The following is a 22,132-nucleotide window of genomic DNA, read 5'->3' as shown; positions in this document are numbered from 1 at the left end:
GAATTGGCAAAGTGAGCAATTTCAATTAGATGCGCCGCCGATTGCCACACTTTGGCTGAAATAATTCCCATTGTTTTTCAATGGAGGCTGCCACACCCTGCCACACCTTATCGCCTATTCAATCTCGTAAACCGCATCATCGTCCTCTGGGTAGCGCAGACCTTTATAGGACGCGTGCCGCAGCTTATCGTCGTGCGTCCAGCCCCTGTATTGGATCTCGGCAACAAGCTCCGGGCGGACGAAGACTGCGTCGCGCTTCCTGCCCGTATTGACGGCGGGCTTGCGGATGGTCAGCTTGTCCATCTCCTCCCGGAGCTCGGCGGCGGAACGCTCGTTGAAGCCTGTTCCCACTCCACCGACATAGACAAACTCGTTTCCCTTGCGAGCGGCCAGCAGAAGCCGCCCGATGCCCCCGAACGATGCTGTCGACTTCTCATAGCCGATGATCGCAAAGCCATCGCTCTGCACGCATTTGATCTTCAGCCACTCGCCGCCACGGCCGCCGCGATAGGGACTGTTGCGGTCTTTCGCAATGATGCCTTCGAGACCGTGTTCGCATGCGATCCGCAAGAGGGTGTCGCCATCCGCTTCGATTTCCTCCGATAGGCGTATGGCCTCCTCGCCGCCGGCCGGCACGAGCCCCTCGAGGAGATGGCGTCGCGAGCTGAGTTCTGTCGCTCTGATGTCATGGCCGTCGAAATAGATGAGGTCGAAAGCCATTAGGATGGCATCACGCGATGCTCTATTGCCGCCGCGGCCGCCGAGCGACCTCTGAAGCTTGCCGAAATCCGACCGGCCCTGCTCGTCAAGCACGATGGCCTCGCCATCCAATATCGCTGTTGAAACAGGGAGACGCCTCGCTTCTGCTGCTATCGCCGGGAAGCGATCGGTCCAGTCATGACCGCCGCGCGTCAGGATCCGGATGCCCGACGGTTCTTTGTACACGGCCAGGCGGTAGCCGTCCCACTTCACCTCGAAGGCCCACTGCGGGCCTTTCGGGGGCCGCGGCTTCAGGAGAGCCAGACACAGATCAGCGCGCGCCGGCATGGGATCGAGTGGGAGTTGCGGCTGGGCTGGATCGCGTCGCCGGCGCGGCTTGCTGCGGATCGGTACGTCCGCTTCACCGAGTAGCGGCTGGGAAGGCTTGCGGGGCGGCTTTGTCATCCTGCCATGACATCAGCAACACCTTAAAAAGCAATTGACCCATAATCATTATTGACTCAGCGCCAAGTGAGAACATATTAGGAACATCGCTCGGGCGGAGCAATCAACAATGGTGCGGTAGAAAGGACCTCGAAAGGGGAATGATGGCGCATGGCCGAAACAATCGGCGAGGCAATGGATGCAGGATGGGATGTCACCGCCAGATGCGCATGGGGAAGACGTGAAGGGCTGAAGAGCGTGCGCGAATGCCAATGGAAGCATCGGCTGGATCTGGTCACCCTGGTGGCGACGCGGGGACGAGATTTTCCGCTCGCCATGCTCTCGCAGCGCATGCGCTGCCCGGTCTGCGGCAGCCGCCGCGTGGCGATTGCCTATCTGCCGAAGAGTGCGCCGCGGGCCATGACGATGGAAAGAGGGCCGAAATGGTAGGTGCTCGACGGTTTCAGGAGATCAGGGACTGGTCGCCCGGATATATCAACGTCACGCCGGAGCACGTCGCCATCATGGCCGAATGCACCGCCTGCGGCAAGGCCCGGGAATTCGCAAGGGAGAGCTTGCCGAGCCACATGCATTTTTCGCTGATCAGCGAGATTGAGCCGCACCTGAAATGCGCATCCTGCGGCGCGAAGGCGGGAAAATTGAGGTTTGGCTCTTATGTCGGGGGAGAATGATGCGGTGGCAGCCGGACCGGAAGGACGATACGACGCCGAGCCTGAAGAAATGCGGCTGCGGCGGCAGTGCGAAGGTGGTCTACGACACCCACTCGCGGATCATGTGCGCGAGATGCGGATCGGAAGTTACGGCGAAGACAATGCCGTTTTTCCGGGATCCGGCAGGGCAACGTGAACACGAGGCCTGGCGGGCGGCCGTCAGATGGAACGAGGGGATCATTCCGCAATGAGTATTGAAGGACATTCGACGGCGCCGGGAGCGAACGTCATCGCCGAGCACTATTGCTGTGTCGCCGGCTGCGCGAAGTGGGGAAGCTTCGGCTTTTCCCAGTCGAAGACGGTCGAGACGCGCTGGTGGTGCTTCGAGCATTATCCCTATTGGGACGAGATCAAGAGCCGGAGCAATTCGAAATGATTGCTGGACTGATCCTATGCGCTTCGCTGACGGCCGTCGACGGCGACACCGTGAAATGCGATGGTCAAAACATGCGCTTGCTGGGGGAAGGCGTTCCGTTCGTCTCGGGCATAGACACGCCGGAGATCGGGAGCCATGCGAAATGCCTCAAGGAACGGCAGCTGGCGCTGATCGCCAAGGGCAGGCTGAAAGAGCTTTTGGCTGAAAAGGGATTGAGGATCGTGTTCAGCGGCGCGGTGGACCGTACGCCGTCGCACCGACCACTCGTCAATATCTATCGAACGAACGGTGAAGAGATCGGAAAGAAGCTGCTCCGGGAGGGATTCGCCCGGACCTGGAGCCCGGGCCAACGCAACGACTGGTGTGACTAACGATGTACCTGCAGCTCAATCGGGCTGATGGCGAACGTCCGGTCGCACCTCGAATACGCGCTGGCGCAAAGCGCTAATCTCCCGCTTCAGATCCACGATCACATCACGCGTTCCGTAGACGGAGCCAACCTCTTGCCGAAGCTCGTCAATGCGCCGGCCGAGTTCGGCAATCTCTCCGTCACGGGCATGGTTGCGCTCCGACCATTCGTTTCGACTGACTGTCGTCGTGCGCAGATCCGCCAATGCATCGTCCGACCTCTTTCGATCCTCGGCTCCTCGCTGCGTTCGCCATTCCATTTCCTTCTGCGTGACCATCGTTTCGTTCACTTTGGCAAAAGATGCTTGGGTGTTTTCCGAGACGCGGATAACTGCCTCCTCGAGGCGAGCGGTATTGTCCTTGATCGGCTGCAGCGCCATGAAGCCGAGACCGGAAAGAATCACGACGCCAACACCGATCGCTGACCAGATGACAGGCCATTGCGTCTTGCCCGAGCTCCGCAGCTCGTTCGACAGGGCGGCCAAGTTGGCATTGACGCCCTGAAAGCCCGTGTTCATGTTCGACCTTAGGTCGATGATGTCTTTGCCTTGGTTCTCGACGCGCTCGGATAATCGAGCCCAGGAGGCCATCGGGTCGAATGTGTTGCCGTTGCCGTTTACCATCTCATCCGCCATTTAATTGCGCCCTGCCCTTGCTCTTGCTGCTCTGCTTTATCGTGCGCCGAGGCGCTTCTGGATATCGTCGTAGAATTCGACCGTCCGCTGCTGTCTGCCGTTCGCCCGATCGAGCGCCTGGCGCTCCCGGGCGAGGATCGAAATCAGCGGCTGCCCTTCCACGATCGGCGCGTGTGGCTCTTGCCTCCGGAGATCATCCGGAAGCGCCGGAAGCAGAACACCCGCCTGCGCCTGTCCTTTCGCGGTAGCCGCATTTTTCAGGCGCTCAGTGGCGGAGCAGCCAGTCACGATCAGCAGCAGTGACAGCGCAAGCGCGGTTCTTTTCGGATAGCGTCCGCTCATAATTTGAAATTTCCTGTTCGAGGGTGTCTTTGGCCGCCTGCTCTGAAGCCTCGGCGGCGGCAAGGCGCTTGCGGTGCTCTTCTGTCGCCTGGGCGGCAACGTTGCGCTGGCGCTCCATCTCTGCAGCCTTTGCCTCGGCCGTCGTCTTTTCAGAGAGCAGGACGTATCCGGAGAGTAGCGTTTTGTCGTGCTCGTGGAGCCACCAGCGGAAGCCGAGGATGATGATCGCGACCAGCAAAAGAACGCCGACGATCGATCCTGCCCAGCGGCCGAGAGGAGTGGCGAGAAAGGCGAACATCATCGGCTCCCGTTGTCGCGAGGATCGAAAGGCCTGGTCGGCGGCTCGTACGGTTCCCGCTGATAGCCGACCGGCTCCCCATCGACGGCGACCGGCGGCGTAGCATATGGCAGGCCTGTCCGCGTCGCGAGGATCGCAGCGATATCCTGCGCGGTCGCAAAACCGGTGTAGAAGAAGGCGAGCGAGATGATCAGTATGATCCAGCCCCACGCGATAGTCTGATTAACGACCGTGTCAGGCGCGTTTTCCATGACCATCAGACGCCAGCACGCGAATATGATCAGCGGGAATATGACCGCGCGCCGCCAAGACCAGCCTGGCTCCCCGCTCCTCTTCGCCTCCTGAGATCGGCGCATCAGGCGGCATCCTGCAGGGCGTTGTAGAAGTGCTTGGCATAGTCGGCGATGTCGTCGGCCCGATCGGTGCCGTTGATGATCCGACGGGCATTCACCCAATCGGAGCTTTTCGAGGTGAAATAGTCCGCGAGTTTCTTTCCGGTGAAAAGACCGCGCTGCATGCCCTCGAACATGATGCGCACGGCGATATCGTCGTCCATCGCCAGATCAGGCCGGTTGACCAGGTCGACGCCGGTGAGTTTGGCGAACAGGGTGTAATTCCGCCGGCCGGTCAACTGGACGAGGCCACGGCCGGCATACTTGACGCCGTCGCCGCTCTGGGTGTTGCCGAGCCTGGCCGCCACCGTCGGCCGCTGGCCCTTCGGATCGTACATCCGGAAGAAGTAATCAGCGCCGCCTCGCTCATGGATCGGCTGCATGGTCTGGCCGGTCTCATGGAAAGCCGTGGCGAGCATATAGGCAAGGTTGCGCGGATCGATGAACGACTTCCCGGCCTCGTCGAGTACGGCTTCCATGCCGTCGACCTGTGATTGGGCAAGCGAGCCGCCGAACAGCGACGAGCGAACGCCCGCATAAAAATGCGCTCGGTTCATGGTAATCTCCGGGTTGTTTTGGGGGGCGTGCTATTCCCGCACTGGACGTTGTTTCGGCTGGATGGTAATCAGCGATCACCCGCTATGGGTGCAGGGGCTACAGGGGACAGCACAAGTGAACGACGCAGAGCGGGTTAAGACCGGCAAACACTTGCCGGAGTTGGACGGCATTCGGGGTGCCGCGGTTCTGATGGTCGTCCTGCTGCACACGCTGTTCGGTATCATGGCGCCGGAATCTCAATTCCAGATCCCTAAACCGCTTTTCGGGCTCATCTTTCGCGGCGCGGGCGGCGTTGATCTTTTCTTCGTCTTATCCGGCTTCCTGATCGGCGGGATACTCGTAGATCACCGGGGTGCCGATAATTATTTCAAGGTATTTTGGATAAGGCGAGCAGCCCGAATCCTTCCGGTTTACCTGCTGCTGATGGTGACCTATGTCTTCGCCTCGCATATCGGGCAGACCGTCGAGGCACCATGGTTCCACGCCTTTCTGATGGTGGATCAGTTGCCGATATGGTCTTACCTGACATTCACTCAAAACTACTTCATGGCATTTGAGAACACAGGCGGAGCGCGCTGGGTAGGGATCACGTGGTCACTAGCTGTCGAGGAACAGTTTTACTTGATTTTCCCGTTCGTGGTTTTCTTCTTGCCCAAGAAGTCAGTGATGAAGATCGCGCTTGCCTTTTTGATCTTGGCGCCGATCCTTCGAAGCTACCTTTGGGCACACTACAGCTTCTATGTCGGCTACTTCCCGACACCTGCCCGAGCTGATGGGTTGATGTTCGGCGTCGTTGCTGCCTACCTCATTCGGAGCCCAAAGCTCCGATGGTTTGCCGATCGCCGGGTTCTTCTTGATATCATCGCTGGCGTCGCAATCGTCACTCTTATGTGGGGGGTCCAATGGGTCGGCGAGTCTGGCGCGTACAGCCTTCGATCCGCTCTATTCGCCTATGCCATCGTGCGGATTTTCATAACCGATGGTGTTTATCGGAAAATCTTGCGCTCTCGCTTTATGGTCTTCATGGGCCTGATTTCGTACTCGTTCTACATGTACCATCAGGCGGTCAACGGGCTGCTGCACGGATATTTTCTCAATCAGGTGCCGAGGGTCGAGAACTGGGCCGGCGTGGCCGTGGGGACTTCCGTGCTGCTTGTTTCCGCCGGCCTCGCCACACTCTCCACTCGCTATTTTGAAAAGCCTTTCCGCGATCTAGGGAAGCGTTTCAAGTACCGGCGGCCGGCGGCACGCGAAGCTTCCGCGGTTGCCTACGCCCAGTAGGACGGGTTGGTCGCGAAATCCACCGGTATCGGGTCCATGTCCTTCAGCGCCCGAGCCGCGCGGATATGGTCTTCCTTGTGTGCCATGGCCGTTGAACCGAGAGCGAACATGCCTTGAGCATCCAAGGGTATTTCCGAGTTGTCGGCCGCGATCCAAGTGAAATCGACATCGCGGCCGGTCCACCGCAAATCGCCCGGCTGCGCGCCGGCCATTATCGCACCGAGTGCTGCAGTTGAGGCTCCCGCAATATTCTCGCGATCACCGGGTCGGGACTGAAACAAAACACCAGCGAATGTGAACCCTCCAGCGATACGCCGGTCCCGCTCAATGTCGACCTCATCGGCTGTGGGCACCGGGGTCATGTCCGGCAAATCTTCCTCGACATACTTAACCTCCCCCGTAAGGGAGATGCTCGCAACCTGTACCATGTTCAGTACTCCGCGTAGAGTGTGTAAACGCCAGCGTCCGGCACTTCCGTGCCGCCCACCGTGGTCAGGCGTATCCCATCGAGTACGCCTGCGAGGGTCTTCGAGCCCGCGCCCAATGCCAATCCGGCTGTGTTGCTGAGCGCTCCTTTGATGGCGGCAACCCATAGGTTATTGTCCTGGAGAACAATCTCAATGAGGACGTGGTACACGGTTGCTGCAGCCACGTTACCGGAAAGGCTGAAGCCGGCAGATATGTTGCTAGTTGTTGTGCTGGCGCTGGTTAATGTAACTGCAGTGCCAGCATATCCTGTGGTATCGGCCGCCCCCCCTGTCTTCAGTTGGATAATCGGGACAGAGGTGCCGTTTGTACTAAACGCCGCCAGCGCCAGGACCAATCGCCGGACGCCAGCAGGCACGGCGAAATCGACAGCAGCCGCACCTGGGACCGTGCCGGTTGATAGACGCACCATTCCAAGCGTTACATCGCGATCCGGCAGGGTGATCTTTCGCGCCGCAGTCAGGCCTGATGCATCGAGCCACGCATAGAAGGCAGTCGCTGCCTTGTAAAAGCGTAGTGTATCCGCTTCGAAAAAGCCGTTGGCTATCTTCCGCGTGCCGTTGAATAGGCTCGTAATGAAACCTGAGAAAAGCCCTTTCTTCACGGTGGTAGCGGACAGGTAAAGAAGCTCGTCCCCGTCGGCAATCGTGTTGTCGGACGTCGCGGCAACCAGAGACGCTGAAACGTCGGTCGAATTGATCAACCCGAGGATCTGCGCGATAGTCAGAAATACGGTTCCTCCGCCCGCTTTCTGAGAGGGGATCATATCAGTACGCGCCTGGGTGCTCGTCGGCGGCAGCTCTTCGATTTCAATGCGTTCGTCGGCCATCTTTAAGCCTCCAGAATTACGCGATAGCTGCCATCGACGGTGCCTTGAGACGACATGGAATTGCTGGAGTAGAAGCCTACGACCTGCGGGCGGCAGGTGTAGCGGGTTGCCTCGAACCAGACGTTTGCAACTCCGTCGAGAAGGTGTGTTGTTCCGGGTCCGATTTTGAATTCCTGCCAATTGCAGGTCGGCTGGCGAGCCCAATTAACCGGCTGGATAGGCGCGGTATCAGGTCCTCGGCCGGTTCCGCCGCCGCCGACGGCTGTTTCATAGGTCGTCTTGGACAGCTCTTTCTTCAGCCTCTGACGGTTTTCCAGATTGGTAATCGTCGGGACGTTCGAGCTGTTCGTGATGATCCGAGCGACCAACATGTCGTCATAGCTGGTGTCGAACGTCGTACTTGTCTCCGGCAGAGTGCCGGGATTGTAAATCGCGTTCGCGACATCCTTCAGGACGAACCCATCTGTAGGGTTCCACCGCAAGTGATAGGTCTTGCTGGCATCCGTGGCGAAGTCGGTCTGCACGGTCGTTAGAGGGAAGATTCCGCGGTGCTGGAAGGTCACGCCGGCAGGAATGCGGATCTGGCCGCTCCCCGGCGAGGTCACGCCGAAATGCCCGTCCACGTTCTGGACCTCTGGATAGATCGGTAGCCGGGCGCGGGCTTGGGTCATCAAAAGATAAGTGGACGTGTCGCCGCCCCCGGTCGCAGCAGCAATCATGGCTGCAATCGCCTGATAGAGCTGCGTCATGTCCCCGTTGCTCGGCGTGAGGCCGGCGGGGATCATGACGTTGTTGATCTCCGCCTGTAGCGCATAGAACATCCAATTGAAGAGCGGGAGGCTCGCCGGCCCGCAGCCGAAGCCGCTCTCCTGTTCGTCAGCCGTAGGTTCGCGGCGCTCGCCGTTGGATGCGAACGGTAGATTGAAGTCTGCCATGTCAGGATTTCCTCAGCAGGAATAAGGTTTCAGATCGAGTTCACACATCCAATCGGCCCCTCGGGTGAGCGGACCGGTGATGATAAAATCGTTGTTCTCGGTGACTAGGAGGTCATCGTCTCCGGTAGAAAGGATTGCGCCATCGGTCAGCCAGTCCTCGCAGAAGCTCCCCCATCCCTCTCCAAAGCCGAACACCTTGAAGGTTCCGAAGTGCCAACGGGTGACAATCCCAGGTGCGACCGGTAGCACTCGAGGGACTATTTGCAGAATCGCCGTTTCAGCGTCCGACAACTCCCGGAACGGCGCCAGCACCACCCGGCCATGACCAGCGTCGAGCACGATAGCGGTCGGGCCATAAAGCGTCTGCAAGGCCAGCGTGAGGTCGGCGATGCTATACCGCGCCTGCATTTGGTACGAGCGGCAGATCAGTAGATTCCGATACATCTCGTCGTCGTTGATGCATATCTCAGAAATACCGTCCTCGCCGCACCCTTCCCAAGACGCATCATCGCAGAAGCCGACAATCGGCCTTATCGAAGGCTGCCCTTCGCACGCGAAGCCGAACACCGGTTGGATGTCGCAGACGCAATGGCAGCGTGGAAAACCCATCCGCTTGCCGATCAGCGTCAACTGGTCGCCGACTGCGGTTTGCAGGTCGAAGTAACCGGGCAGATCGCAGATGGCAGCATGAACCTCCGCCACCTTCCGCATGTAGGTGCGGATCATGTGGAGAAGCTTCGGGCTCTCGCGATACTGCGTCAGGACCCGGTTTACACCAGCCTCGACCAATTCTTCAGGATCGACACAGGCCATCAGACAGGCACCACGTTTACGTCTTCGGCTGCAAGGGATGCCCGCTCAATGAACGCTATGTCGACGCTCTGATTGGTACCTTGCGGTATCCCGTCTCTTTCTCCGGTGATCGATACCACCTCGACGTTTGAGAACAGGCTCTCGACGACGGACCGAACCCGGTAGAACGAGACGTCCTCTCCGTTCAGAAGGTAGATCGCAGCCAAGAAAGCTGCCTTGATCGCGGAAGCTGCTGGCGGCGGGCAGCCAAGTATGTCCCGGCGGGTCCTCACGCTGATCGTCAGTTCGACAGGAACGTCGATCGGGCGAAGGATACGGAACGACCGGCAGAAGCCATCGACGACGCTCTCCACGATCTCGGTCCCGAACACGGTTACGCCCGGAACGATATATTGCCGGATCGCCTGGGCGATGTCCTCCCCCTCTCCGCCCGTCACCGCAACGCAAATCGACCCCGGCGGCATGCCGTTCTCGTCGATATCACCAGTATCATTCACCCAGACATGGCTGTAGATTACGCCCGGAAGCGCCGCTATAGCCCTGGTGATGTCCTGAAGGTCGATCCTGGCTTGGCCGGCGTTGGTGATAGCAAGCCGGTACTGCTCATCAGTGGCAGCCCCGCGGCCAAGAAGGCGGATACTCCCGAGCGTGTCGAGCCGGGTCCCTTCCGCTTGGTCCGGATCGTAGGACTGATAAATATCCTCCGCGAGTTCCCATTCCTTGGCGATGATCTCCGACATAAGCCCGTTGATCTGCCCAAGCGGCGACTGAGGTGTCTGGATAACGCCAGGGCCGAACTCAGTGATCAGTGCGGCCTCGATCTCGGCGAGGATAGTGGTCAAGGGCTTGCGAGAGAAGCCTGTCGGGAGGACGCCATAATCGCTCATCAGATAGAAACCTCTTCATCAAACATTGTCCCGACCTCGACAGAGCGGATGATCAGCCCGCGCGTGACCTTGTCGAACGAGACCGAAAATGATGTGATTTCTGTCACGCCGTCGGTATTCAGGATCTCCGCCTTGACGACGGATTCGGCGAGCGCCGGGTCGTAGGTCTTACCGAGGATCTGATCGAGCCATGGAACGCCGGCCTTCGTGTCGAGGAACCATTCGCCAATGAAGGTCGAAAGCCGCTGCCTGACGTGCTGCCCGACCGCCTCAGCATCGCTCACGGTTGCGAGATTGCCGTCTGTTTCCAAGAACAGGTCATTGGTCGCCTGGTCGATCGCCAGGCCGAAGCGAACCGACGTCATATCTGCATGTCCCTCAGTTTGCCGGCGATGACAGCGAGCTCGGCGCCGATCTCAGCATACCGCGGCGAATGGTCGAGGCCTTCGGTGCCGAGCAGCGTGAAGCCTTCAGACGAAAGCTCGACGTGCTGTATCAGTAGATCGAAGATGCTTCCCTCGCTGCCGATCAGTTCGAACTTGCCATCCGGTGAGCCCTTCAGGCCATAGTCCCCAGCGGCGTCAAAGCGCAGATGCGTGTTTTCCGGGTCGACGTTCGCAAGCGGCGCCGAAACGCTGTCACCGCCGACGATGGTCGCTCGCATATCAGCCAGGTGGAATGAGCGGCCATCGAACGGTGCCCCGTCGTCATCCGCATCATAGTTGTCCATGCTGCGCATCATCGGCGAGAGCATCACCCGCGTCCCGGCCGGGATCGGGAAGGTCATGCCGGCGCTGCCGGTCCTGGGAAGGTCGACAGGGACCTCGAGGAGCTGCGGCATGTCGACCGCTTGGCCATTGTGGATCGGCCGGTATTTCGGCTGCACGGTTGCCGTCTGGGTAGCCGGGTCGAACGAGACGATCTCGCCCGGGATCGGTCCCCACATCGCCTCGCGCTCGCTCTGGGCCTGCTGGCCGGTGATATCGCGCTGCTGGTTGGTGCGCTTGCCGAGATATCCAACCATTACCGCTTGATCCCCTCGTCCACCTTGCCGCCCTTGAGCGCTTCCCCGGTAATGTCGACCTTGAAATCGCCGTCCATGTTGTTCCCGGAGTAGCTCACGGATGTGACGCGATACATTCCGTCATCGCCGTTCATTTCGAGCGTGTCGCTCTTAAGCTGAACGCGCCGGTTCGGACGGATCTCAGGGTTCAGCAGCGCTGTCACGCGCACGCCATTGTCGGTGATCGCCGGCGTGCCAATCATGCCGGTCTCGGGGGTGATCAGCACCACGCCGCCGATGTAGCCGTCACCCGGCACGATCTCCATCGTTTCGTTCTGGATATTCCAGTAGAAGCCGTTTCCCCGGCCGATCGTGTCCAACTCCCGTGAGCAGGATCCGCAGACGGCATAGGGCCGCTTGAACGTCTTGCTCTCGACATCGTTCGGGAATTTCCATTCACCGCGGCTGACGCCTTCCTTTTCGAGCTGCTTCGAAAGCTCGTCGACGACATCCTTGACCGGCGTCCCTTTGGGGAACGATTTCGATATCGTCGCCCGGCGCAGCGCCTTCGATCCATCCCCGCAGGAGATGATCGTCAGGATGTTCGGGCCTTCCCGCCGATGCTCAACATCGCGCACGGCACCCTTGAAGATCACGCCGACATTGCCGTCACCTTCAGGCGGGATATAGCCCGCCTCGAGCGTGATGGCGTCGAACTCCTTGCCGACGCTGTTGCGATGGCTTTCCGACAGGTTGAAGATCGTGATCTCCGCGGAGTTCGGCGACGAGGAAGTATCCTTGTCGATCGAAAACTCGATGCGGAGATCGTGGGTGTTTATCCCGCCCGGGTTGATCATCAGGCCGCCATTGAAGGTGGCCCGCACTTTTCGAAGATACTGGCGCATCAGGCAGCCACCACGGCAGCGATCTCATCTTCCGATGCCTGCATCAGCAGGACCGTGCCGGCCGGCAATGCGGCGCGATCGGGAACTGTGCCAGGCGTTGCCGCATAGGCGAACATCGCGCCAAGGCCCAAGTCGAACGGCGCCAGCAAGTCGACGCCCGTGACAATGCGGCGGCCGACCAGCACCGGAAGATTGTCGATCGACAGATCGAAGCTCCAGCGGTCGCTTGCCGCGTTATAGCGAAGGCGGATCGTCACCCGCCGGCTATTGATGATCGTGCCGAACTGCTGATCCGCATAGTCGACGATATTGAACACGTTCACTGGTACAGGCTCCTCAGGATGGACGAGTCCGCCGGCGCCGTGGTCACGCCCGCATCACCGCGCTGGACGGTTCCTGTCGCGCGGTCGGCTGTAGCGGCATCACCGGCGCGCTCTGAAGCCGGGGGCGCCGCCCTGGTGCTCTTCGTCCCGGCCGCCTTGCCGCGTTCGCCGGCGGAGTCACCATCTGGTGAAGCGGCGTAGGAAGTGCTGACGATGATCACTTCTTGCAGATCGCAGCGGCAGCGAAGGATGCGGGATGATCCAGCGTCGCGGTCCGCATCGATCCGCTTGATCAGCATGCTGTTGTAGATCGTCAGGCCGGTGACGAGCGAGAACGGAACCCTGCTTTCCTGAAAGGCGACGAGCGCCGCATAGGTGGCAGCGGCGCCGTAATCGGCAACATCCAACGTAATCCGCTTCGGCACGACGATGGCATGATCGGTGATCTTGGCGCCGGTCTCGATCGGGATCTCGGTGATGTCGAGCTCCGAGTTGTGACGCTCAGAGACGACGCAGTCGATCGCCACCGGGCCGATGGCGCTGGAAAAGGCGATCACAGACATCAGAACGCATCATCCTTCTCGAAGCGGGAGGCGCGAGCGCCACCGGCAGCGGCTTGGCCCACTGCGTTGCCGACTGCAGTGCCGACGGCCGGGCCGGCATTCGGCACACCGTTGACCTGGACGCCGCCGACCTGGACCGTTACGCTCTGGTTTCGGTTGTCCTGCTTATTGTCATTGACCACAGCGTTGGCCGGCGCGCCGCCGCCCATCTTCGCCGCGTTGCCTTCGGCGTTCTGCATCATCAGCTTCCAATCCAAGGCATCCTTGGTCATGGAGTCTTCAAGGTTCGGCGGTCGCGGCTGGTCGACGACGGCCGCGCCCTTCATGTAGATGCCGCCCATGCCCTCGACATAACCAGGCTGGGCTCTTGGATTGCCAACGGCAGTCGTAGCCTCGATTTTCTTGTCGAGATCCGCCTTTACAACGCCGAAGTAATCGAGCGCGACCTTAGCTCCTGCAAAGGATGCACCGAGGGTGACCAATGCCGCGCTGAGCGGGTTCAGAGCTGCTGTCAGCAGCCCGACAGAGGTCGCGGCTGCCGCAAGCGCCGTCGCCCCGGCCAGTGTTGCAATAATCGTCCCAAGCTTGTCAGCGTCGATGCCCGTGAGCTTGGACAGCGCATCGGCAAAGTCCCCGATGACACTTTCGCCTCCCTCCATCCACGATAGGATGTCTTCGAGGATCAGAAGGCCACTCAGGAACGGGAATTTCACCGCGGCAATGAGGCCGAGGCCTGCCGCGATTGCCTTGAACAGGTCAGGATTGACCGAGATCCATTCCGAGAGGAACTGAAAATGTCGGCGGAGACGGTCGATCAGGAAGACGGCTGCGTTGACACCCGTCTCCAATGCAGAGCTGAGCGCCTTGGCGAACCGATCGAGGCTGCCATTGGAACTGAGCTCGCCTATGAAGTCGAGCAGCCGGCCGAGCTGGCGCTTGACGGCATCGAAGAACCCGGCGTCCCCGATCTTGCGGAGAAAGCCCGTCCAGGCGTCTCCGAGGTTCGAAACCATGCCATTCCATGTCTTGGACTGGCGCAGCATCGCCCCATTGAAGCGATCGGCGAAATTATCCTTTAGGAACTTGATGATTTCGGCGCTGTTCTTCTTGACCGTCTTCGATAGCGTCTGGCTGTTTTTCGTCCATTTGAACGTCACTTGGTCGCCGGCAACGCTCGAGGTGATGCCGAATTCCTTCAGTCGCTCGAATTCACCGGTCGCAGCGTCCGCGATTGCCTCGACGCCCTGCATGAGGGTCTTGCCCATAGCGCTCGACGCGTCGCCGACGGCGGCCAGAGCACCCGTCGTGGGATCGATGCCATATGCCTTCAGCCGGACAAACGCCTCGGTGACCTCTCCGACCTCATAAGGCGTCTTGGCGCCGAAGGTCGAAACCCAATCGAGCGCCTTTTTCGCTTTCTCGGCGCTACCCTCGATCGTTTCCAGCGTTGCAGCATAGCTCTCGAACTGCGCCGATGTGGTGATGACCGACTTACCGAGGGCAGCCAGCGCGCCGGCGGCCGCGGTCGCCGCAGCGGCGGCAAAGATCGAAATCCGCTTCGCCGTTTGATCGATGGATTGCTGAAACTTCTTCAGCTCGCCCTCGCCCTTGGTCTCATAACCAAGGATGGCGATTAGCTCATCAACGATCATAGATTGAAATCCGATTGAAAGAGGGACACATTCCTGTCCTCAACGGAGGATTACGGAATGCGCGTTCTCGCTGGTGCCGCTCTGGCGCTGATGATTGGTGGCCCTGCTCTTGCTGATGACGATCAGGACATGATCTTCGCCAGAGAGCTTGGGCAGATCGTCGCCACCGCTGACGAATGCGGGTATAAGCTCGACGACGGGAAGGTCGCCGCTTATGTGTCCGAGAAGGTCTCTGCGATGGATAGCAACAGCCGCGCCATGTTCCAGTCCGGTGGTGGTGCTCAAAAGATCAGGATAAAGAAGATGTCGACCGCTGAGAAAGCTGCCGTTTGCGCTCTCCAGGCGGAGCTTGCCCGGAAATATGGGCTCACTCCTTGACCACCGCCTCGGCAATCGCCGCTTTCAGGTCGAGCGCCTCATGCGCGTCCATGACGTCGACGAGCGTAACCCACGTCTGCAGGTCACGCATTGTGTAGATTGGCGGGTCCGCAAGGATCGGCCGCCAAAGCCACATGTTCAGATTGGGAGCGATCTTATTGATCTGCCTCTCGCTTAACCCCTGGCCGTCATTGCGCGGGTTCCATTCGCCAGGGCGCCGGAGAAAAAATCCCCGAACTGCTCCTTCAGAACGAACACCGCGACCGGGATGATGTCGCCGAGCCGGCCGACGAAATCGCCGTCGAGGTCGACGGGATCATAGGCGCCGGACGGGCGCTTGATCTTCGCGATCTCCACGATGTCCTTGACCAGTGATGCAAACTCTTCCGGTGCAATCGCCTCGAAGACGCCGGTGATAGCCAGCAGTGCCTCGGTATCGGCCGCCGCACGCTCCTCGGTCGAAGCGCCCTCTCTGCGGGAGGCAAGAATTGCCGGTATCTTGGAAGCCAACGGACCAGCCGCACGCATGAGGCGGGCCTGCAGGATGAGCGCCTTTGTCGCGAGCAGCGGATCGACCTTATACTCGACGCCGTTGATTTTCTTCTCAGCCATTGTTCGGGATCTCCGGGTTCCAGTCTGCCGTCCAGAGCACCCACTCGCGAACGACCGCTGCTTTGCCCTTTGAATCCGCCGGCGCCGTCATGATGAAGACGCGATCGGACGTTCCGCCCTCATTCGACCCGACGTCAATGAACGAGAACGGAAAAGCGGCGGCGACCGAGCCGAGGGCCTGCTGGCGCTTCAGCTTCTGGTGAAGAAGGCGGTGCGTTGGGCTGGTGTGCTGCAGCTTGACGCTGATCTGAGCCGACTTGTCGGCCGAGATCGAGAAGATGCCGGAGCCGTCGGCGCCGACCAGGCCAGAGCCGACGTCGGCGCCGCGGGTGACCACGATCGCGTCATCGCCATCCCAAAGTCCCTGAACAGCCTGGCCGTCCAAGGTGGCCGACACATTGACCATCGAATATGCGGTGGAGTTTCCCATGTGTCAGCTCCTTAGAACGTCATGGTGTAATTGATGGTGGTGTAGTGGACCGCGCCGGCATAGCGGAAGCGGACAGTGATCGCCGGGGCAATACGAGCCTTCCGCTGGCTTTCCGGAACGTCGAACACCGATGGAACGGTGATCTCGACGGCTGGCGCATAGTCTCCCGTTTCCGGGTCGAGGTCCTGGGCGATGAGGCCGGCGCGGGTCGCCTGCTGCATCACCGACCGGGCCGCCGAGGCGATCATCTGCATGCCGGCATCGGTGAACGGCACCCGGGCATTGTTGAGCAGGATGCCGAGGCTTTCTTCTTCCGTGCGGGCGATGATCCAGTCGGTGGTGTGGATCTCGTCGAGGAAGACGTTGGCGGTGAGCGTTGAGCCCTCGACGACGAAGTTGCGGCTGCCGATGTCGATGTAGGTGTTGGCCATGTGGCCGACCGACTCCGACTGGCCGACGCCCGGCGTAAAGCCGGTGATTGCCGAGATGGCCGCGGAACCGAGGTTGACAGCGCTGATGCCCTTCAGGTTCTTGAACTTTGCGGTGTAAGCGGTGTTGGCATCATCGAAGTTGCGGGTCGACATCCAACCTGCCAAGGCAGCAGCTGGGAACATCGCCGCATCCGTGTGATAGAAGATGCCGGTGCGCTCGAAGTCGCCCTTGTTGCGGGCCGCGATCGAGGTCGTGTCGGCCGGGTTCTGAGTGGCCGCCGCGTTGCTGTCGATGATCGCGAGCTTGTTCTTCGCCTCGGTCCAAGTGATCAGGCCGTCGGTATAGGCCTGGTCGCGGAGCGTCGTGTCGACGGTGATGAAATACCAGTCCTGGTCAGCGTCATAAAGCGTGTTCAGCTCCGTCTGCAGTTCGGCCGAGGTCGGCGTGCCGTCGATGGCGACGTACCCGATTTTGATCTGCGTCGGCCGCGGGTTCTGCGAGAACGCAGACAGCGCCGCCTTGTAAGCGTCGGCCGTGGTCGCGAAATCGGCCGCAACTTCCTCGATCGAGGCATAGAGCTTCGTCCGGTGAGTGGCGTCGACCTTGCCGGCCACGGCAACGGTAGTAAGAATGAGCTGCGTTCCGAAGCCGCGACGGCTCGGGAAGGCATCGTTACGAGACAGCGTCACGTTGACGACGCGGTTGTAGGGTAGGATTGCCATCCTGCCGTCCTTTCTTGGTTGCGGTTATTCAGCCCGAGCGATGTCAAAGCTGGTCTCGTCGATGGTGTCGACAATGAAGCCGTCGCGGGTCAGGCCACGGACAATGAGGTCAAGCTGAGCGCGAGGCTCCCACTTGTTGTTGATCCAGTCCGGCACGTTGCGGATCTGGGAGACGTCGTGAATGACCAGCGCCGGGAACATCGGTTCCATGGTCTGCGCGATCTTCGAAGCCGACACGATCGGGCGAAGGACGCCAGTCGGGTCAGAGCCATAGCCATGCACCGAAAACCGCCATTCTGCTTCGATCACCGGAGCAGCGCTGATCTCCGGCTTGTCTTCCGGTGTCGTCTGGCCGGTCGGCGTGTATTCGATCAACTGCTCATGGGCTCTGACCTGCGCCATGCCTGTGAAATTCACCATGCAATAAGGCAACGCAGGTGATGGCCCGCTCTGATGCGCCTTGATCGTCGTGGCGTTGATCACAGCCGCGATCCAGCGGACAACTGCGCTGTGAACCTCATCATTCGTCATTTCGTCTTCCTGCCCAGCGCTACGCGGTAGAAGCCGCCTTCCATGCGCGGCCAGGTGAAGAGAACACGGTATGTAATGCCGGCACTGGCGATCTCGTCGTCGACGATGATCTCCGAACGGCTCCACGCCATCCATCCAGCCTCGGTGCGAATGCCCTCCGGCATATCCATGAGCTGGTTGCCCCTGACCGGCTGTATGGCGGCCCGGATCGTCGAGGTGGTGGGCGCCCCCGGTACCCAATTGCCGTCGGCGTTGTAAGAGCCGGCCGCGAGCCGCGTCAGCGACACATTCACGGCCTCGCCGTCTATGGCGATCGCGACATCGATCATTCGTCGACCTTCCATGTGACAGCGGCGCGCATTTCGCCCTGGTCGATCAGCGGCTTGGATGAACCCTTGAGCGCGATCGTGACGGGGCTGTTCGGAGGCGACGAAAGCGAAGATATTTCCGCTTGGATATCGCCCTGCGCTTCGATCCCGAGCTTCGCCATGACCTGGCGCAGATTGGTCTTGCCTATGAGAAGCTTTGCCGCCGACGCCCGAAGCGCCTGACGATATTTGCCGCGGTTATCGCGCATGGCGTTGCGCATGAAAGGGCGCTCAGGGATAGGACCGCCCCAGCCGCCGCCGGAAGCGCCGCCGCGCGTGCCGAACTCGTTCCAAATCGCCTTCTGGATATTGCCCTGGTCCGCCTCCCCCTTGGGAAAGCCGACCTTGACCTTGCTTGGCCCGGTGACGCCTTTCGGCAGCTTCACCAGGGAGCGGCGCTTTACACCGATGGAGAACATCAGACGGCGGCGATCGGCGGGAAATTCTGCCGGAGAAGCAGGAGATATTGCTGTCCATATCCGGACAAAGCATACCATGCCATGCTGCCGGAGCCGCCGGCCGCTGATCCGGTACCGGCAAATTCTGTTTCCACATCACCTACCTTGCGCCGCTTGACCATGCCGACGCCGGATGTCCCGTTGCCGGTGGCGGTACGCCCCGGCTCGCCTTCCATGGTCAGGATATGCGCCGCCAGCAGCATCTGCGCCCGCGCCCGGTCGCGCTCAAGCCAGGTGTCGCCCACCTGGTCAATCGCGTCATTGAGCACGAGCTGCACCAACGCATCAGAGACAGCCGCAAATTCAGGATACCTGGCCTTGAAGGTTGCAGGCGTCGGGGCGACGTAGGGCATTACTTCGAGGCCTTCCGTTCGACCTTCGGGGCAGTATCAGCCTTGGCATTTTCGGTGACCTCGATCGCCTTCGCCGCAAGCAAGGCGCGGGCATTGTCCGAATGCTTCAGGATGTGCCAGCGGTCTGTGCTGGCTGAGCTCTGCGGCCGAATGGTCATGCTGCCGATCGATACCGGCGCATTCGTCACGTTCTTGATGGTGGTCATGTCCGTTCTCCGCGAAAGGGGGAAGCCCCGGCAGTTGCCTGCCGGGGTTCGATGTCAGGGCTTGGTCGCCAGATCTTCGAGAGCAGCGATGATCTCGTCCTTCTTGGACGGGGTCTTGTCGCCGAGGAGCTTGGACGCGGCCGCCTTGAAGGACATGAACTGCACGTTCTGATCCTTCGCCATTTCGAGCACCTCGGCTGCCGTCTTCGGAGGCTCGTCCTGCTGCGCCTTGAGCTTCGCCAGTTCGGCATCGCGCTCGGCGAGCTGCTTCTTGAGGCCTTCGAGTTCAGAGGCCGTATCAGCAGCGACAGCCTTAAGTGCCGGGCCTGAAGCATCGGGGTTATCCGTGTAGGATCCCTTCACATCGAACCAGCCAGCCGCTTCGATATGCGGCTGCTCGCGAGCATAGACCTCGACCTCGACTGTCTGGCCCGGGTCGACGAGAACCGGGCCAGAGATGGCATTCAGGCCGCGCGGGCCTGCCTGAGTGTTTGTGAACTTCATCATGTCGGCTGCTCCCTCAGATGCCGTCGAGGTAGCGGACGGACTTCGGACGGCGGATGTCGACGCCACCGACGCGGAAGATGCCCGGCACGTCGAACTTGAGCGGTCCGGTCTGCCAGGGCGGCAGGAACCGGAACGGCATCGGGATGTGCATCTTCAGGACTTCCGGCGAGCGACGGTAAGCAACCATGCGCTTGGTGCTGGAAGCGCCCGCCGTGTCGAGATAGCCGAAGACACCGCGGATGGTCAGCGGCTGGCCGGTCGTGCGGGTATAGATGTTGTTCCGCTCGATCCACTCCAGGATGGTGGTCTGATTGACGCTGTCGATCCGGCGCGTCGACAGATCAAGCAGCACCGAATACGGGAACAGGACCGTATCCGCGATTTCCGCACCGAGCGTACCGGTGAAGATGCCGGTCAGCTGGCCGTTGACATCGCGAAGGATCTGATCCGGCGTCTTGCTGGCGAAGGTGGTTGCAGAGCCAGTGCCATCCGCCGGCGCCGTCGTTGCAGTCGGCGTCGACGCATTCACGAGACCGGTGAGACCCTTGACAGTATCGCCAGCGAACGCAACGCTGTCGATCTTCTCTTCCGCAACGCGGCGGGCGAGAGAGGCCTTGTCGGCGGTGAGGTTCATCCCCAGCAGCTGGGCAGTGCCAAGCTCCTCGAGATTGTACCCGTAGCCGATGGCGGCCATGCTGACGCCCGTCTCGAACTTCTCGCGGGTCAGTTCGACCTTCGGGATGTCATGAGCGTTGCCATTGAACCACGCGGCCTGGCCGACACCGTCCATGGAGAAGTAGGTGACGGACTGAATCCATTCCGGCGCCGAGGTGTCGACAGGGATCAGCGACTGATACTGGATGTCCTGATACCGGATCGCATAGACCGTCGGCTCGATGAGCGAGGCCTGACGGATAAGGAAGCTCATCGCGACCTGCTGAGCGTCCTGCATGATGTGTGCGTTCATTGTAGATCGCTCCTGTTAGCCGAGGCGAAGGGCAGCGAGGCCGGCACCGGAGGTGCTGGTGTCCCACTGAGCGTTCGCGATGAGGGTGTTGGAGGTCGACGTCTTCGAAAGGACGCCGGTCGCCGGGGTGTAGTAAACGGGATCGCCGACTGCGACGGCTTCCGAAGCCTGCACGACGATGACGCCCTTCTTCATCAGGGCGACGTTCGAATACTGCTCGTACTTGCCCGTCGGCTGGGTGGTGTCGAGAACCGCGATACCGACGAACTTGACCGTGGCTTCGGAATCCACGACCTGGTTGTCAGCGGTGCCCTGTACGCCGACCTTGCCGAAGCCGATGCCTTCAACGTCTTCCGCGACGCGGGTGACGATGACGTTCGGCTCCATGTTGAGGACCATGCCCTCGACCCAGCGGGCGTGCTGGGCAGCATAGGTAGTCTGAATTGCAGGCATGAGGCTGCTCCCTTACTTGGTGCCCATCCAGGCCGACGTCAGGTGATCGGTCATGGCCTTGTGTGCGGTGGCTGCGGAATTGCTGTCGTGCTGGGTTGCCCCATCCTTGACGACAGCGGCGAACGGATCGGCCGTCTTCACGTCCTTGGCGATTGCCTTGAACATGCCGCTGATCTCGGCATCGGACGCATCCTTGACCATCTCATCGCCGAGCTTGGCCTTTACCGCGGCGCGGCGGAGATCGCTGTCGGAGACGCCCGAGACTTCGATCTTACTGTCAATCGCCTTGATCGAGGTAACCAAGGCGGCGCGGTCAGCGACCAGCTTGTCGAGATCGGCCGGCTTCGGCGCGGCATCCTTCAGCTTCTGGTTCTCGGCCTTGAGGGTGCCGATCTCTTCGTCCTTCTTGGCGATGGCGGCGCTATGGGCCGCATCGTTGGCGGTGATCTTGGCTGCGGAGGATTCAAGATCCTTCTGCAGCTTGGCAATGGCCTGGGCGCCCTGGTCGGTCGTCTGAACCGACAGTCCGTCCACGACCACAGTCCGAAGTGCTTCAGTCATGTCGACTGTCTCCTTGTCAGTGGTTGAAATCGGGGCGGCGCCCCAGGTAATCGCACTGTCACCAATGCGAGCTTTTGAACCAGCCCTCGCCCGATCGACGACGGCAAGGTGGTTGATCTTGATGTTCGATTGCTGTGCATCGAACTGCTGTCCGTCCGGCGTTACGCCGTCGCCCCACACGAGTTCGCAGACATAGCCGGCGGAGAGTTCGCGCTTGCCCCCCTCAACGCCCTTGATCGCTGCTGCGTCCTTCAGGATGAGCGGGAGATAGACCCACTCTCCGTCCCGCTTCGCGGCCGTGCTGACCTCACCGACCGCCAAATCCTTCCAGTTGTCGGCAGTCACCGGGTCCTTTGGGTGATCCATGGTTACTGGCGCATGAGTGAAGCTCTGCAGACTGGCATCGGAGAACACTGAATCTGGCGGGCGATAGACCCTGACGACGGACATCTCCGGCTTCCCGACCTCATCACCCGTATAGAGCTGGATGCCGGTCCGGACTGCCTTCGCTTCGGCAACAAGGTAGCCATCGTCGGTCCGCCGCGTTCCCGCGATGGTTACAGCGTCGGTGAATTGCATGGGTTATCCCCGCTT

Annotated in this window: 35 protein-coding genes; 6 read left to right on the top strand and 29 right to left on the bottom strand. The window is 60.5% G+C overall.

The window, feature by feature from the left end; translation table 11 throughout:
• Positions 1-114: 114 nt before the first annotated feature.
• Positions 115-1,164 carry a non-homologous end-joining DNA ligase gene (gene ligD, locus FFR93_RS16510; RefSeq protein ID WP_138394032.1) on the bottom strand — a complete coding sequence of 350 codons (1,050 nt, stop codon included), beginning with the start codon at positions 1,162-1,164 and terminating at the stop codon, positions 115-117.
• A 150-nt stretch (positions 1,165-1,314) separates the two neighbouring features.
• Between ligD and FFR93_RS16505 the strand changes: the two genes are divergently transcribed.
• The 4 genes from FFR93_RS16505 to FFR93_RS16490 all read left to right on the top strand — a co-directional run bounded on the left by FFR93_RS16505 (position 1,315) and on the right by FFR93_RS16490 (position 2,621).
• Positions 1,315-1,593 (top strand): hypothetical protein, encoded by a 279-nt coding sequence (locus tag FFR93_RS16505; protein WP_171049203.1) that lies wholly within the window; start codon positions 1,315-1,317, stop codon positions 1,591-1,593.
• The gene (locus FFR93_RS16500; protein ID WP_138394031.1) at positions 1,587-1,835 is read left to right on the top strand and encodes a hypothetical protein; all 249 of its coding nucleotides are present in this window, start codon (positions 1,587-1,589) and stop codon (positions 1,833-1,835) included. The genes FFR93_RS16505 and FFR93_RS16500 overlap by 7 nt, the downstream gene beginning before the upstream one ends.
• Before the next feature lie 226 nt (positions 1,836-2,061).
• Positions 2,062-2,250 (top strand): hypothetical protein, encoded by a 189-nt coding sequence (locus FFR93_RS16495; protein WP_138394030.1) that lies wholly within the window; start codon positions 2,062-2,064, stop codon positions 2,248-2,250.
• A complete protein-coding gene (locus FFR93_RS16490; RefSeq protein WP_138394029.1) occupies positions 2,247-2,621 on the top strand; it encodes a thermonuclease family protein in 375 nt (124 codons plus the stop codon). The genes FFR93_RS16495 and FFR93_RS16490 overlap by 4 nt, the downstream gene beginning before the upstream one ends.
• Before the next feature lie 15 nt (positions 2,622-2,636).
• Here the strand turns inward: FFR93_RS16490 and FFR93_RS16485 are convergent, their stop codons facing one another.
• The 5 genes from FFR93_RS16485 to FFR93_RS16465 are packed head-to-tail and all read right to left on the bottom strand — an operon-like array spanning position 2,637 to position 4,882.
• A complete protein-coding gene (locus FFR93_RS16485; RefSeq protein ID WP_138394028.1) occupies positions 2,637-3,293 on the bottom strand; it encodes a hypothetical protein in 657 nt (218 codons plus the stop codon).
• Positions 3,294-3,329: 36 nt separating this feature from the next.
• On the bottom strand, positions 3,330-3,554 hold the full coding sequence (locus FFR93_RS16480) for a hypothetical protein (protein ID WP_138394239.1): 225 nt from the start codon (positions 3,552-3,554) through the stop codon (positions 3,330-3,332).
• Between the two features lie 4 nt (positions 3,555-3,558).
• Positions 3,559-3,933 carry a hypothetical protein gene (locus FFR93_RS16475; protein WP_138394027.1) on the bottom strand — a complete coding sequence of 125 codons (375 nt, stop codon included), beginning with the start codon at positions 3,931-3,933 and terminating at the stop codon, positions 3,559-3,561.
• Positions 3,933-4,289, bottom strand: a complete 357-nt coding sequence (locus tag FFR93_RS16470; RefSeq protein ID WP_138394026.1) for a hypothetical protein — start codon at positions 4,287-4,289, stop codon at positions 3,933-3,935. The genes FFR93_RS16475 and FFR93_RS16470 overlap by 1 nt, the downstream gene beginning before the upstream one ends.
• A complete protein-coding gene (locus tag FFR93_RS16465) occupies positions 4,289-4,882 on the bottom strand; it encodes a glycoside hydrolase family 19 protein (RefSeq protein WP_138394025.1) in 594 nt (197 codons plus the stop codon). The genes FFR93_RS16470 and FFR93_RS16465 overlap by 1 nt, the downstream gene beginning before the upstream one ends.
• A 115-nt stretch (positions 4,883-4,997) precedes the next feature.
• On the opposite strand from FFR93_RS16465, the gene FFR93_RS16460 reads away from it, so the two are divergent.
• Positions 4,998-6,164 (top strand): acyltransferase, encoded by a 1,167-nt coding sequence (locus FFR93_RS16460; RefSeq protein WP_171049202.1) that lies wholly within the window; start codon positions 4,998-5,000, stop codon positions 6,162-6,164.
• Here the strand turns inward: FFR93_RS16460 and FFR93_RS16455 are convergent.
• From FFR93_RS16455 to FFR93_RS16410, 11 genes are read right to left on the bottom strand one after another with little or no spacing between them, the layout of a single operon-like run.
• Complete coding sequence (locus FFR93_RS16455; protein WP_171049201.1) at positions 6,152-6,592, bottom strand: DUF4376 domain-containing protein; 441 nt, start codon at positions 6,590-6,592, stop codon at positions 6,152-6,154. The two genes, FFR93_RS16460 and FFR93_RS16455, sit on opposite strands and share 13 nt — an antisense overlap.
• Positions 6,593-6,594: 2 nt before the next feature.
• The gene (locus tag FFR93_RS40900) at positions 6,595-7,479 is read right to left on the bottom strand and encodes a hypothetical protein (protein WP_171049200.1); all 885 of its coding nucleotides are present in this window, start codon (positions 7,477-7,479) and stop codon (positions 6,595-6,597) included.
• Between the two features lie 2 nt (positions 7,480-7,481).
• Positions 7,482-8,414, bottom strand: coding sequence for a hypothetical protein (locus tag FFR93_RS16450; protein WP_138394022.1), 933 nt, complete (start codon positions 8,412-8,414; stop codon positions 7,482-7,484).
• 12 nt (positions 8,415-8,426) lie between these two features.
• Entirely contained in the window at positions 8,427-9,227 is an 801-nt protein-coding gene (locus FFR93_RS16445) for a DUF2612 domain-containing protein (protein ID WP_138394021.1), read from the bottom strand.
• A complete protein-coding gene (locus FFR93_RS16440; protein ID WP_138394020.1) occupies positions 9,227-10,114 on the bottom strand; it encodes a hypothetical protein in 888 nt (295 codons plus the stop codon). Before FFR93_RS16440 ends, FFR93_RS16445 begins: the two co-directional genes overlap by 1 nt.
• A complete protein-coding gene (locus FFR93_RS16435) occupies positions 10,114-10,479 on the bottom strand; it encodes a hypothetical protein (protein ID WP_138394019.1) in 366 nt (121 codons plus the stop codon). The genes FFR93_RS16440 and FFR93_RS16435 overlap by 1 nt, the downstream gene beginning before the upstream one ends.
• Positions 10,476-11,138: a Gp138 family membrane-puncturing spike protein gene (locus tag FFR93_RS16430; RefSeq protein ID WP_138394018.1), complete on the bottom strand. Its 663-nt coding sequence runs from the start codon at positions 11,136-11,138 to the stop codon at positions 10,476-10,478. The genes FFR93_RS16435 and FFR93_RS16430 overlap by 4 nt, the downstream gene beginning before the upstream one ends.
• Positions 11,138-12,022 carry a hypothetical protein gene (locus FFR93_RS16425; protein WP_138394017.1) on the bottom strand — a complete coding sequence of 295 codons (885 nt, stop codon included), beginning with the start codon at positions 12,020-12,022 and terminating at the stop codon, positions 11,138-11,140. The genes FFR93_RS16430 and FFR93_RS16425 overlap by 1 nt, the downstream gene beginning before the upstream one ends.
• Complete coding sequence (locus FFR93_RS16420; RefSeq protein WP_138394016.1) at positions 12,022-12,345, bottom strand: hypothetical protein; 324 nt, start codon at positions 12,343-12,345, stop codon at positions 12,022-12,024. Before FFR93_RS16420 ends, FFR93_RS16425 begins: the two co-directional genes overlap by 1 nt.
• A complete protein-coding gene (locus FFR93_RS16415) occupies positions 12,342-12,908 on the bottom strand; it encodes a phage baseplate protein (RefSeq protein WP_138394015.1) in 567 nt (188 codons plus the stop codon). Before FFR93_RS16415 ends, FFR93_RS16420 begins: the two co-directional genes overlap by 4 nt.
• On the bottom strand, positions 12,908-14,560 hold the full coding sequence (locus tag FFR93_RS16410) for a tape measure protein (RefSeq protein WP_138394014.1): 1,653 nt from the start codon (positions 14,558-14,560) through the stop codon (positions 12,908-12,910). Before FFR93_RS16410 ends, FFR93_RS16415 begins: the two co-directional genes overlap by 1 nt.
• Positions 14,561-14,617: 57 nt before the next feature.
• Here FFR93_RS16410 and FFR93_RS16405 point away from each other — a divergent pair, with 57 nt between their 5' ends.
• The gene (locus FFR93_RS16405) at positions 14,618-14,938 is read left to right on the top strand and encodes a hypothetical protein (protein WP_138394013.1); all 321 of its coding nucleotides are present in this window, start codon (positions 14,618-14,620) and stop codon (positions 14,936-14,938) included.
• A 174-nt stretch (positions 14,939-15,112) separates the two neighbouring features.
• Here the strand turns inward: FFR93_RS16405 and FFR93_RS16400 are convergent, their stop codons facing one another.
• Genes FFR93_RS16400 through FFR93_RS16345 form a run of 12 tightly spaced genes read right to left on the bottom strand, consistent with a single transcriptional unit; the run spans position 15,113 to position 22,117 of the window.
• Entirely contained in the window at positions 15,113-15,550 is a 438-nt protein-coding gene (locus FFR93_RS16400; protein ID WP_138394012.1) for a phage tail assembly chaperone, read from the bottom strand.
• On the bottom strand, positions 15,543-15,980 hold the full coding sequence (locus FFR93_RS16395) for a phage protein (RefSeq protein WP_138394011.1): 438 nt from the start codon (positions 15,978-15,980) through the stop codon (positions 15,543-15,545). Before FFR93_RS16395 ends, FFR93_RS16400 begins: the two co-directional genes overlap by 8 nt.
• A gap of 11 nt (positions 15,981-15,991) precedes the next feature.
• Positions 15,992-17,134, bottom strand: a complete 1,143-nt coding sequence (locus FFR93_RS16390; RefSeq protein ID WP_138394010.1) for a DUF3383 family protein — start codon at positions 17,132-17,134, stop codon at positions 15,992-15,994.
• A 24-nt stretch (positions 17,135-17,158) separates the two neighbouring features.
• Positions 17,159-17,665: a hypothetical protein gene (locus FFR93_RS16385; protein WP_138394009.1), complete on the bottom strand. Its 507-nt coding sequence runs from the start codon at positions 17,663-17,665 to the stop codon at positions 17,159-17,161.
• On the bottom strand, positions 17,662-17,994 hold the full coding sequence (locus tag FFR93_RS16380; protein WP_138394008.1) for a hypothetical protein: 333 nt from the start codon (positions 17,992-17,994) through the stop codon (positions 17,662-17,664). Before FFR93_RS16380 ends, FFR93_RS16385 begins: the two co-directional genes overlap by 4 nt.
• The gene (locus tag FFR93_RS16375) at positions 17,991-18,452 is read right to left on the bottom strand and encodes a hypothetical protein (protein WP_138394007.1); all 462 of its coding nucleotides are present in this window, start codon (positions 18,450-18,452) and stop codon (positions 17,991-17,993) included. The genes FFR93_RS16380 and FFR93_RS16375 overlap by 4 nt, the downstream gene beginning before the upstream one ends.
• The gene (locus tag FFR93_RS16370; protein WP_138394006.1) at positions 18,452-18,844 is read right to left on the bottom strand and encodes a DUF4054 domain-containing protein; all 393 of its coding nucleotides are present in this window, start codon (positions 18,842-18,844) and stop codon (positions 18,452-18,454) included. The genes FFR93_RS16375 and FFR93_RS16370 overlap by 1 nt, the downstream gene beginning before the upstream one ends.
• Entirely contained in the window at positions 18,844-19,050 is a 207-nt protein-coding gene (locus FFR93_RS16365; protein ID WP_138394005.1) for a hypothetical protein, read from the bottom strand. Before FFR93_RS16365 ends, FFR93_RS16370 begins: the two co-directional genes overlap by 1 nt.
• Positions 19,051-19,104: 54 nt before the next feature.
• Positions 19,105-19,554: a hypothetical protein gene (locus FFR93_RS16360; protein WP_138394238.1), complete on the bottom strand. Its 450-nt coding sequence runs from the start codon at positions 19,552-19,554 to the stop codon at positions 19,105-19,107.
• 16 nt (positions 19,555-19,570) lie between these two features.
• A complete protein-coding gene (locus FFR93_RS16355) occupies positions 19,571-20,524 on the bottom strand; it encodes a major capsid family protein (protein ID WP_138394004.1) in 954 nt (317 codons plus the stop codon).
• Positions 20,525-20,539: 15 nt separating this feature from the next.
• Positions 20,540-20,977, bottom strand: coding sequence for a DUF2190 family protein (locus tag FFR93_RS16350; protein ID WP_138394003.1), 438 nt, complete (start codon positions 20,975-20,977; stop codon positions 20,540-20,542).
• Positions 20,978-20,989: 12 nt separating this feature from the next.
• Positions 20,990-22,117: a DUF2213 domain-containing protein gene (locus FFR93_RS16345; protein WP_138394002.1), complete on the bottom strand. Its 1,128-nt coding sequence runs from the start codon at positions 22,115-22,117 to the stop codon at positions 20,990-20,992.
• Positions 22,118-22,132 lie beyond the last annotated feature (15 nt).

The organism is Rhizobium sp. MHM7A (assembly GCF_005862215.1).
Lineage (GTDB): Bacteria > Pseudomonadota > Alphaproteobacteria > Rhizobiales > Rhizobiaceae > Rhizobium > Rhizobium bangladeshense.
Note: the sequence above shows the minus strand (reverse complement) of the source record. Positions and strands in the feature narration are given on the sequence as shown.

What these genes read in the sequence shown, in the direction of transcription:
- ligD (WP_138394032.1), bottom strand. Translation starts at nt 1,164, where the DNA reads ATGACAAAGCCGCCCCGCAAGCCTTCCCAGCCGCTACTCGGTGAAGCG.
- FFR93_RS16505 (WP_171049203.1), top strand. Translation starts at nt 1,315, where the DNA reads ATGGCCGAAACAATCGGCGAGGCAATGGATGCAGGATGGGATGTCACC.
- FFR93_RS16500 (WP_138394031.1), top strand. Translation starts at nt 1,587, where the DNA reads ATGGTAGGTGCTCGACGGTTTCAGGAGATCAGGGACTGGTCGCCCGGA.
- FFR93_RS16495 (WP_138394030.1), top strand. Translation starts at nt 2,062, where the DNA reads ATGAGTATTGAAGGACATTCGACGGCGCCGGGAGCGAACGTCATCGCC.
- FFR93_RS16490 (WP_138394029.1), top strand. Translation starts at nt 2,247, where the DNA reads ATGATTGCTGGACTGATCCTATGCGCTTCGCTGACGGCCGTCGACGGC.
- FFR93_RS16485 (WP_138394028.1), bottom strand. Translation starts at nt 3,293, where the DNA reads ATGGCGGATGAGATGGTAAACGGCAACGGCAACACATTCGACCCGATG.
- FFR93_RS16475 (WP_138394027.1), bottom strand. Translation starts at nt 3,933, where the DNA reads ATGTTCGCCTTTCTCGCCACTCCTCTCGGCCGCTGGGCAGGATCGATC.
- FFR93_RS16470 (WP_138394026.1), bottom strand. Translation starts at nt 4,289, where the DNA reads ATGCGCCGATCTCAGGAGGCGAAGAGGAGCGGGGAGCCAGGCTGGTCT.
- FFR93_RS16465 (WP_138394025.1), bottom strand. Translation starts at nt 4,882, where the DNA reads ATGAACCGAGCGCATTTTTATGCGGGCGTTCGCTCGTCGCTGTTCGGC.
- FFR93_RS16455 (WP_171049201.1), bottom strand. Translation starts at nt 6,592, where the DNA reads ATGGTACAGGTTGCGAGCATCTCCCTTACGGGGGAGGTTAAGTATGTC.
- FFR93_RS40900 (WP_171049200.1), bottom strand. Translation starts at nt 7,479, where the DNA reads ATGGCCGACGAACGCATTGAAATCGAAGAGCTGCCGCCGACGAGCACC.
- FFR93_RS16450 (WP_138394022.1), bottom strand. Translation starts at nt 8,414, where the DNA reads ATGGCAGACTTCAATCTACCGTTCGCATCCAACGGCGAGCGCCGCGAA.
- FFR93_RS16445 (WP_138394021.1), bottom strand. Translation starts at nt 9,227, where the DNA reads ATGGCCTGTGTCGATCCTGAAGAATTGGTCGAGGCTGGTGTAAACCGG.
- FFR93_RS16440 (WP_138394020.1), bottom strand. Translation starts at nt 10,114, where the DNA reads ATGAGCGATTATGGCGTCCTCCCGACAGGCTTCTCTCGCAAGCCCTTG.
- FFR93_RS16435 (WP_138394019.1), bottom strand. Translation starts at nt 10,479, where the DNA reads ATGACGTCGGTTCGCTTCGGCCTGGCGATCGACCAGGCGACCAATGAC.
- FFR93_RS16430 (WP_138394018.1), bottom strand. Translation starts at nt 11,138, where the DNA reads ATGGTTGGATATCTCGGCAAGCGCACCAACCAGCAGCGCGATATCACC.
- FFR93_RS16425 (WP_138394017.1), bottom strand. Translation starts at nt 12,022, where the DNA reads ATGCGCCAGTATCTTCGAAAAGTGCGGGCCACCTTCAATGGCGGCCTG.
- FFR93_RS16415 (WP_138394015.1), bottom strand. Translation starts at nt 12,908, where the DNA reads ATGTCTGTGATCGCCTTTTCCAGCGCCATCGGCCCGGTGGCGATCGAC.
- FFR93_RS16410 (WP_138394014.1), bottom strand. Translation starts at nt 14,560, where the DNA reads ATGATCGTTGATGAGCTAATCGCCATCCTTGGTTATGAGACCAAGGGC.
- FFR93_RS16405 (WP_138394013.1), top strand. Translation starts at nt 14,618, where the DNA reads ATGCGCGTTCTCGCTGGTGCCGCTCTGGCGCTGATGATTGGTGGCCCT.
- FFR93_RS16400 (WP_138394012.1), bottom strand. Translation starts at nt 15,550, where the DNA reads ATGGCTGAGAAGAAAATCAACGGCGTCGAGTATAAGGTCGATCCGCTG.
- FFR93_RS16395 (WP_138394011.1), bottom strand. Translation starts at nt 15,980, where the DNA reads ATGGGAAACTCCACCGCATATTCGATGGTCAATGTGTCGGCCACCTTG.
- FFR93_RS16390 (WP_138394010.1), bottom strand. Translation starts at nt 17,134, where the DNA reads ATGGCAATCCTACCCTACAACCGCGTCGTCAACGTGACGCTGTCTCGT.
- FFR93_RS16385 (WP_138394009.1), bottom strand. Translation starts at nt 17,665, where the DNA reads ATGACGAATGATGAGGTTCACAGCGCAGTTGTCCGCTGGATCGCGGCT.
- FFR93_RS16380 (WP_138394008.1), bottom strand. Translation starts at nt 17,994, where the DNA reads ATGATCGATGTCGCGATCGCCATAGACGGCGAGGCCGTGAATGTGTCG.
- FFR93_RS16375 (WP_138394007.1), bottom strand. Translation starts at nt 18,452, where the DNA reads ATGTTCTCCATCGGTGTAAAGCGCCGCTCCCTGGTGAAGCTGCCGAAA.
- FFR93_RS16370 (WP_138394006.1), bottom strand. Translation starts at nt 18,844, where the DNA reads ATGCCCTACGTCGCCCCGACGCCTGCAACCTTCAAGGCCAGGTATCCT.
- FFR93_RS16365 (WP_138394005.1), bottom strand. Translation starts at nt 19,050, where the DNA reads ATGACCACCATCAAGAACGTGACGAATGCGCCGGTATCGATCGGCAGC.
- FFR93_RS16360 (WP_138394238.1), bottom strand. Translation starts at nt 19,554, where the DNA reads ATGAAGTTCACAAACACTCAGGCAGGCCCGCGCGGCCTGAATGCCATC.
- FFR93_RS16355 (WP_138394004.1), bottom strand. Translation starts at nt 20,524, where the DNA reads ATGAACGCACACATCATGCAGGACGCTCAGCAGGTCGCGATGAGCTTC.
- FFR93_RS16350 (WP_138394003.1), bottom strand. Translation starts at nt 20,977, where the DNA reads ATGCCTGCAATTCAGACTACCTATGCTGCCCAGCACGCCCGCTGGGTC.
- FFR93_RS16345 (WP_138394002.1), bottom strand. Translation starts at nt 22,117, where the DNA reads ATGCAATTCACCGACGCTGTAACCATCGCGGGAACGCGGCGGACCGAC.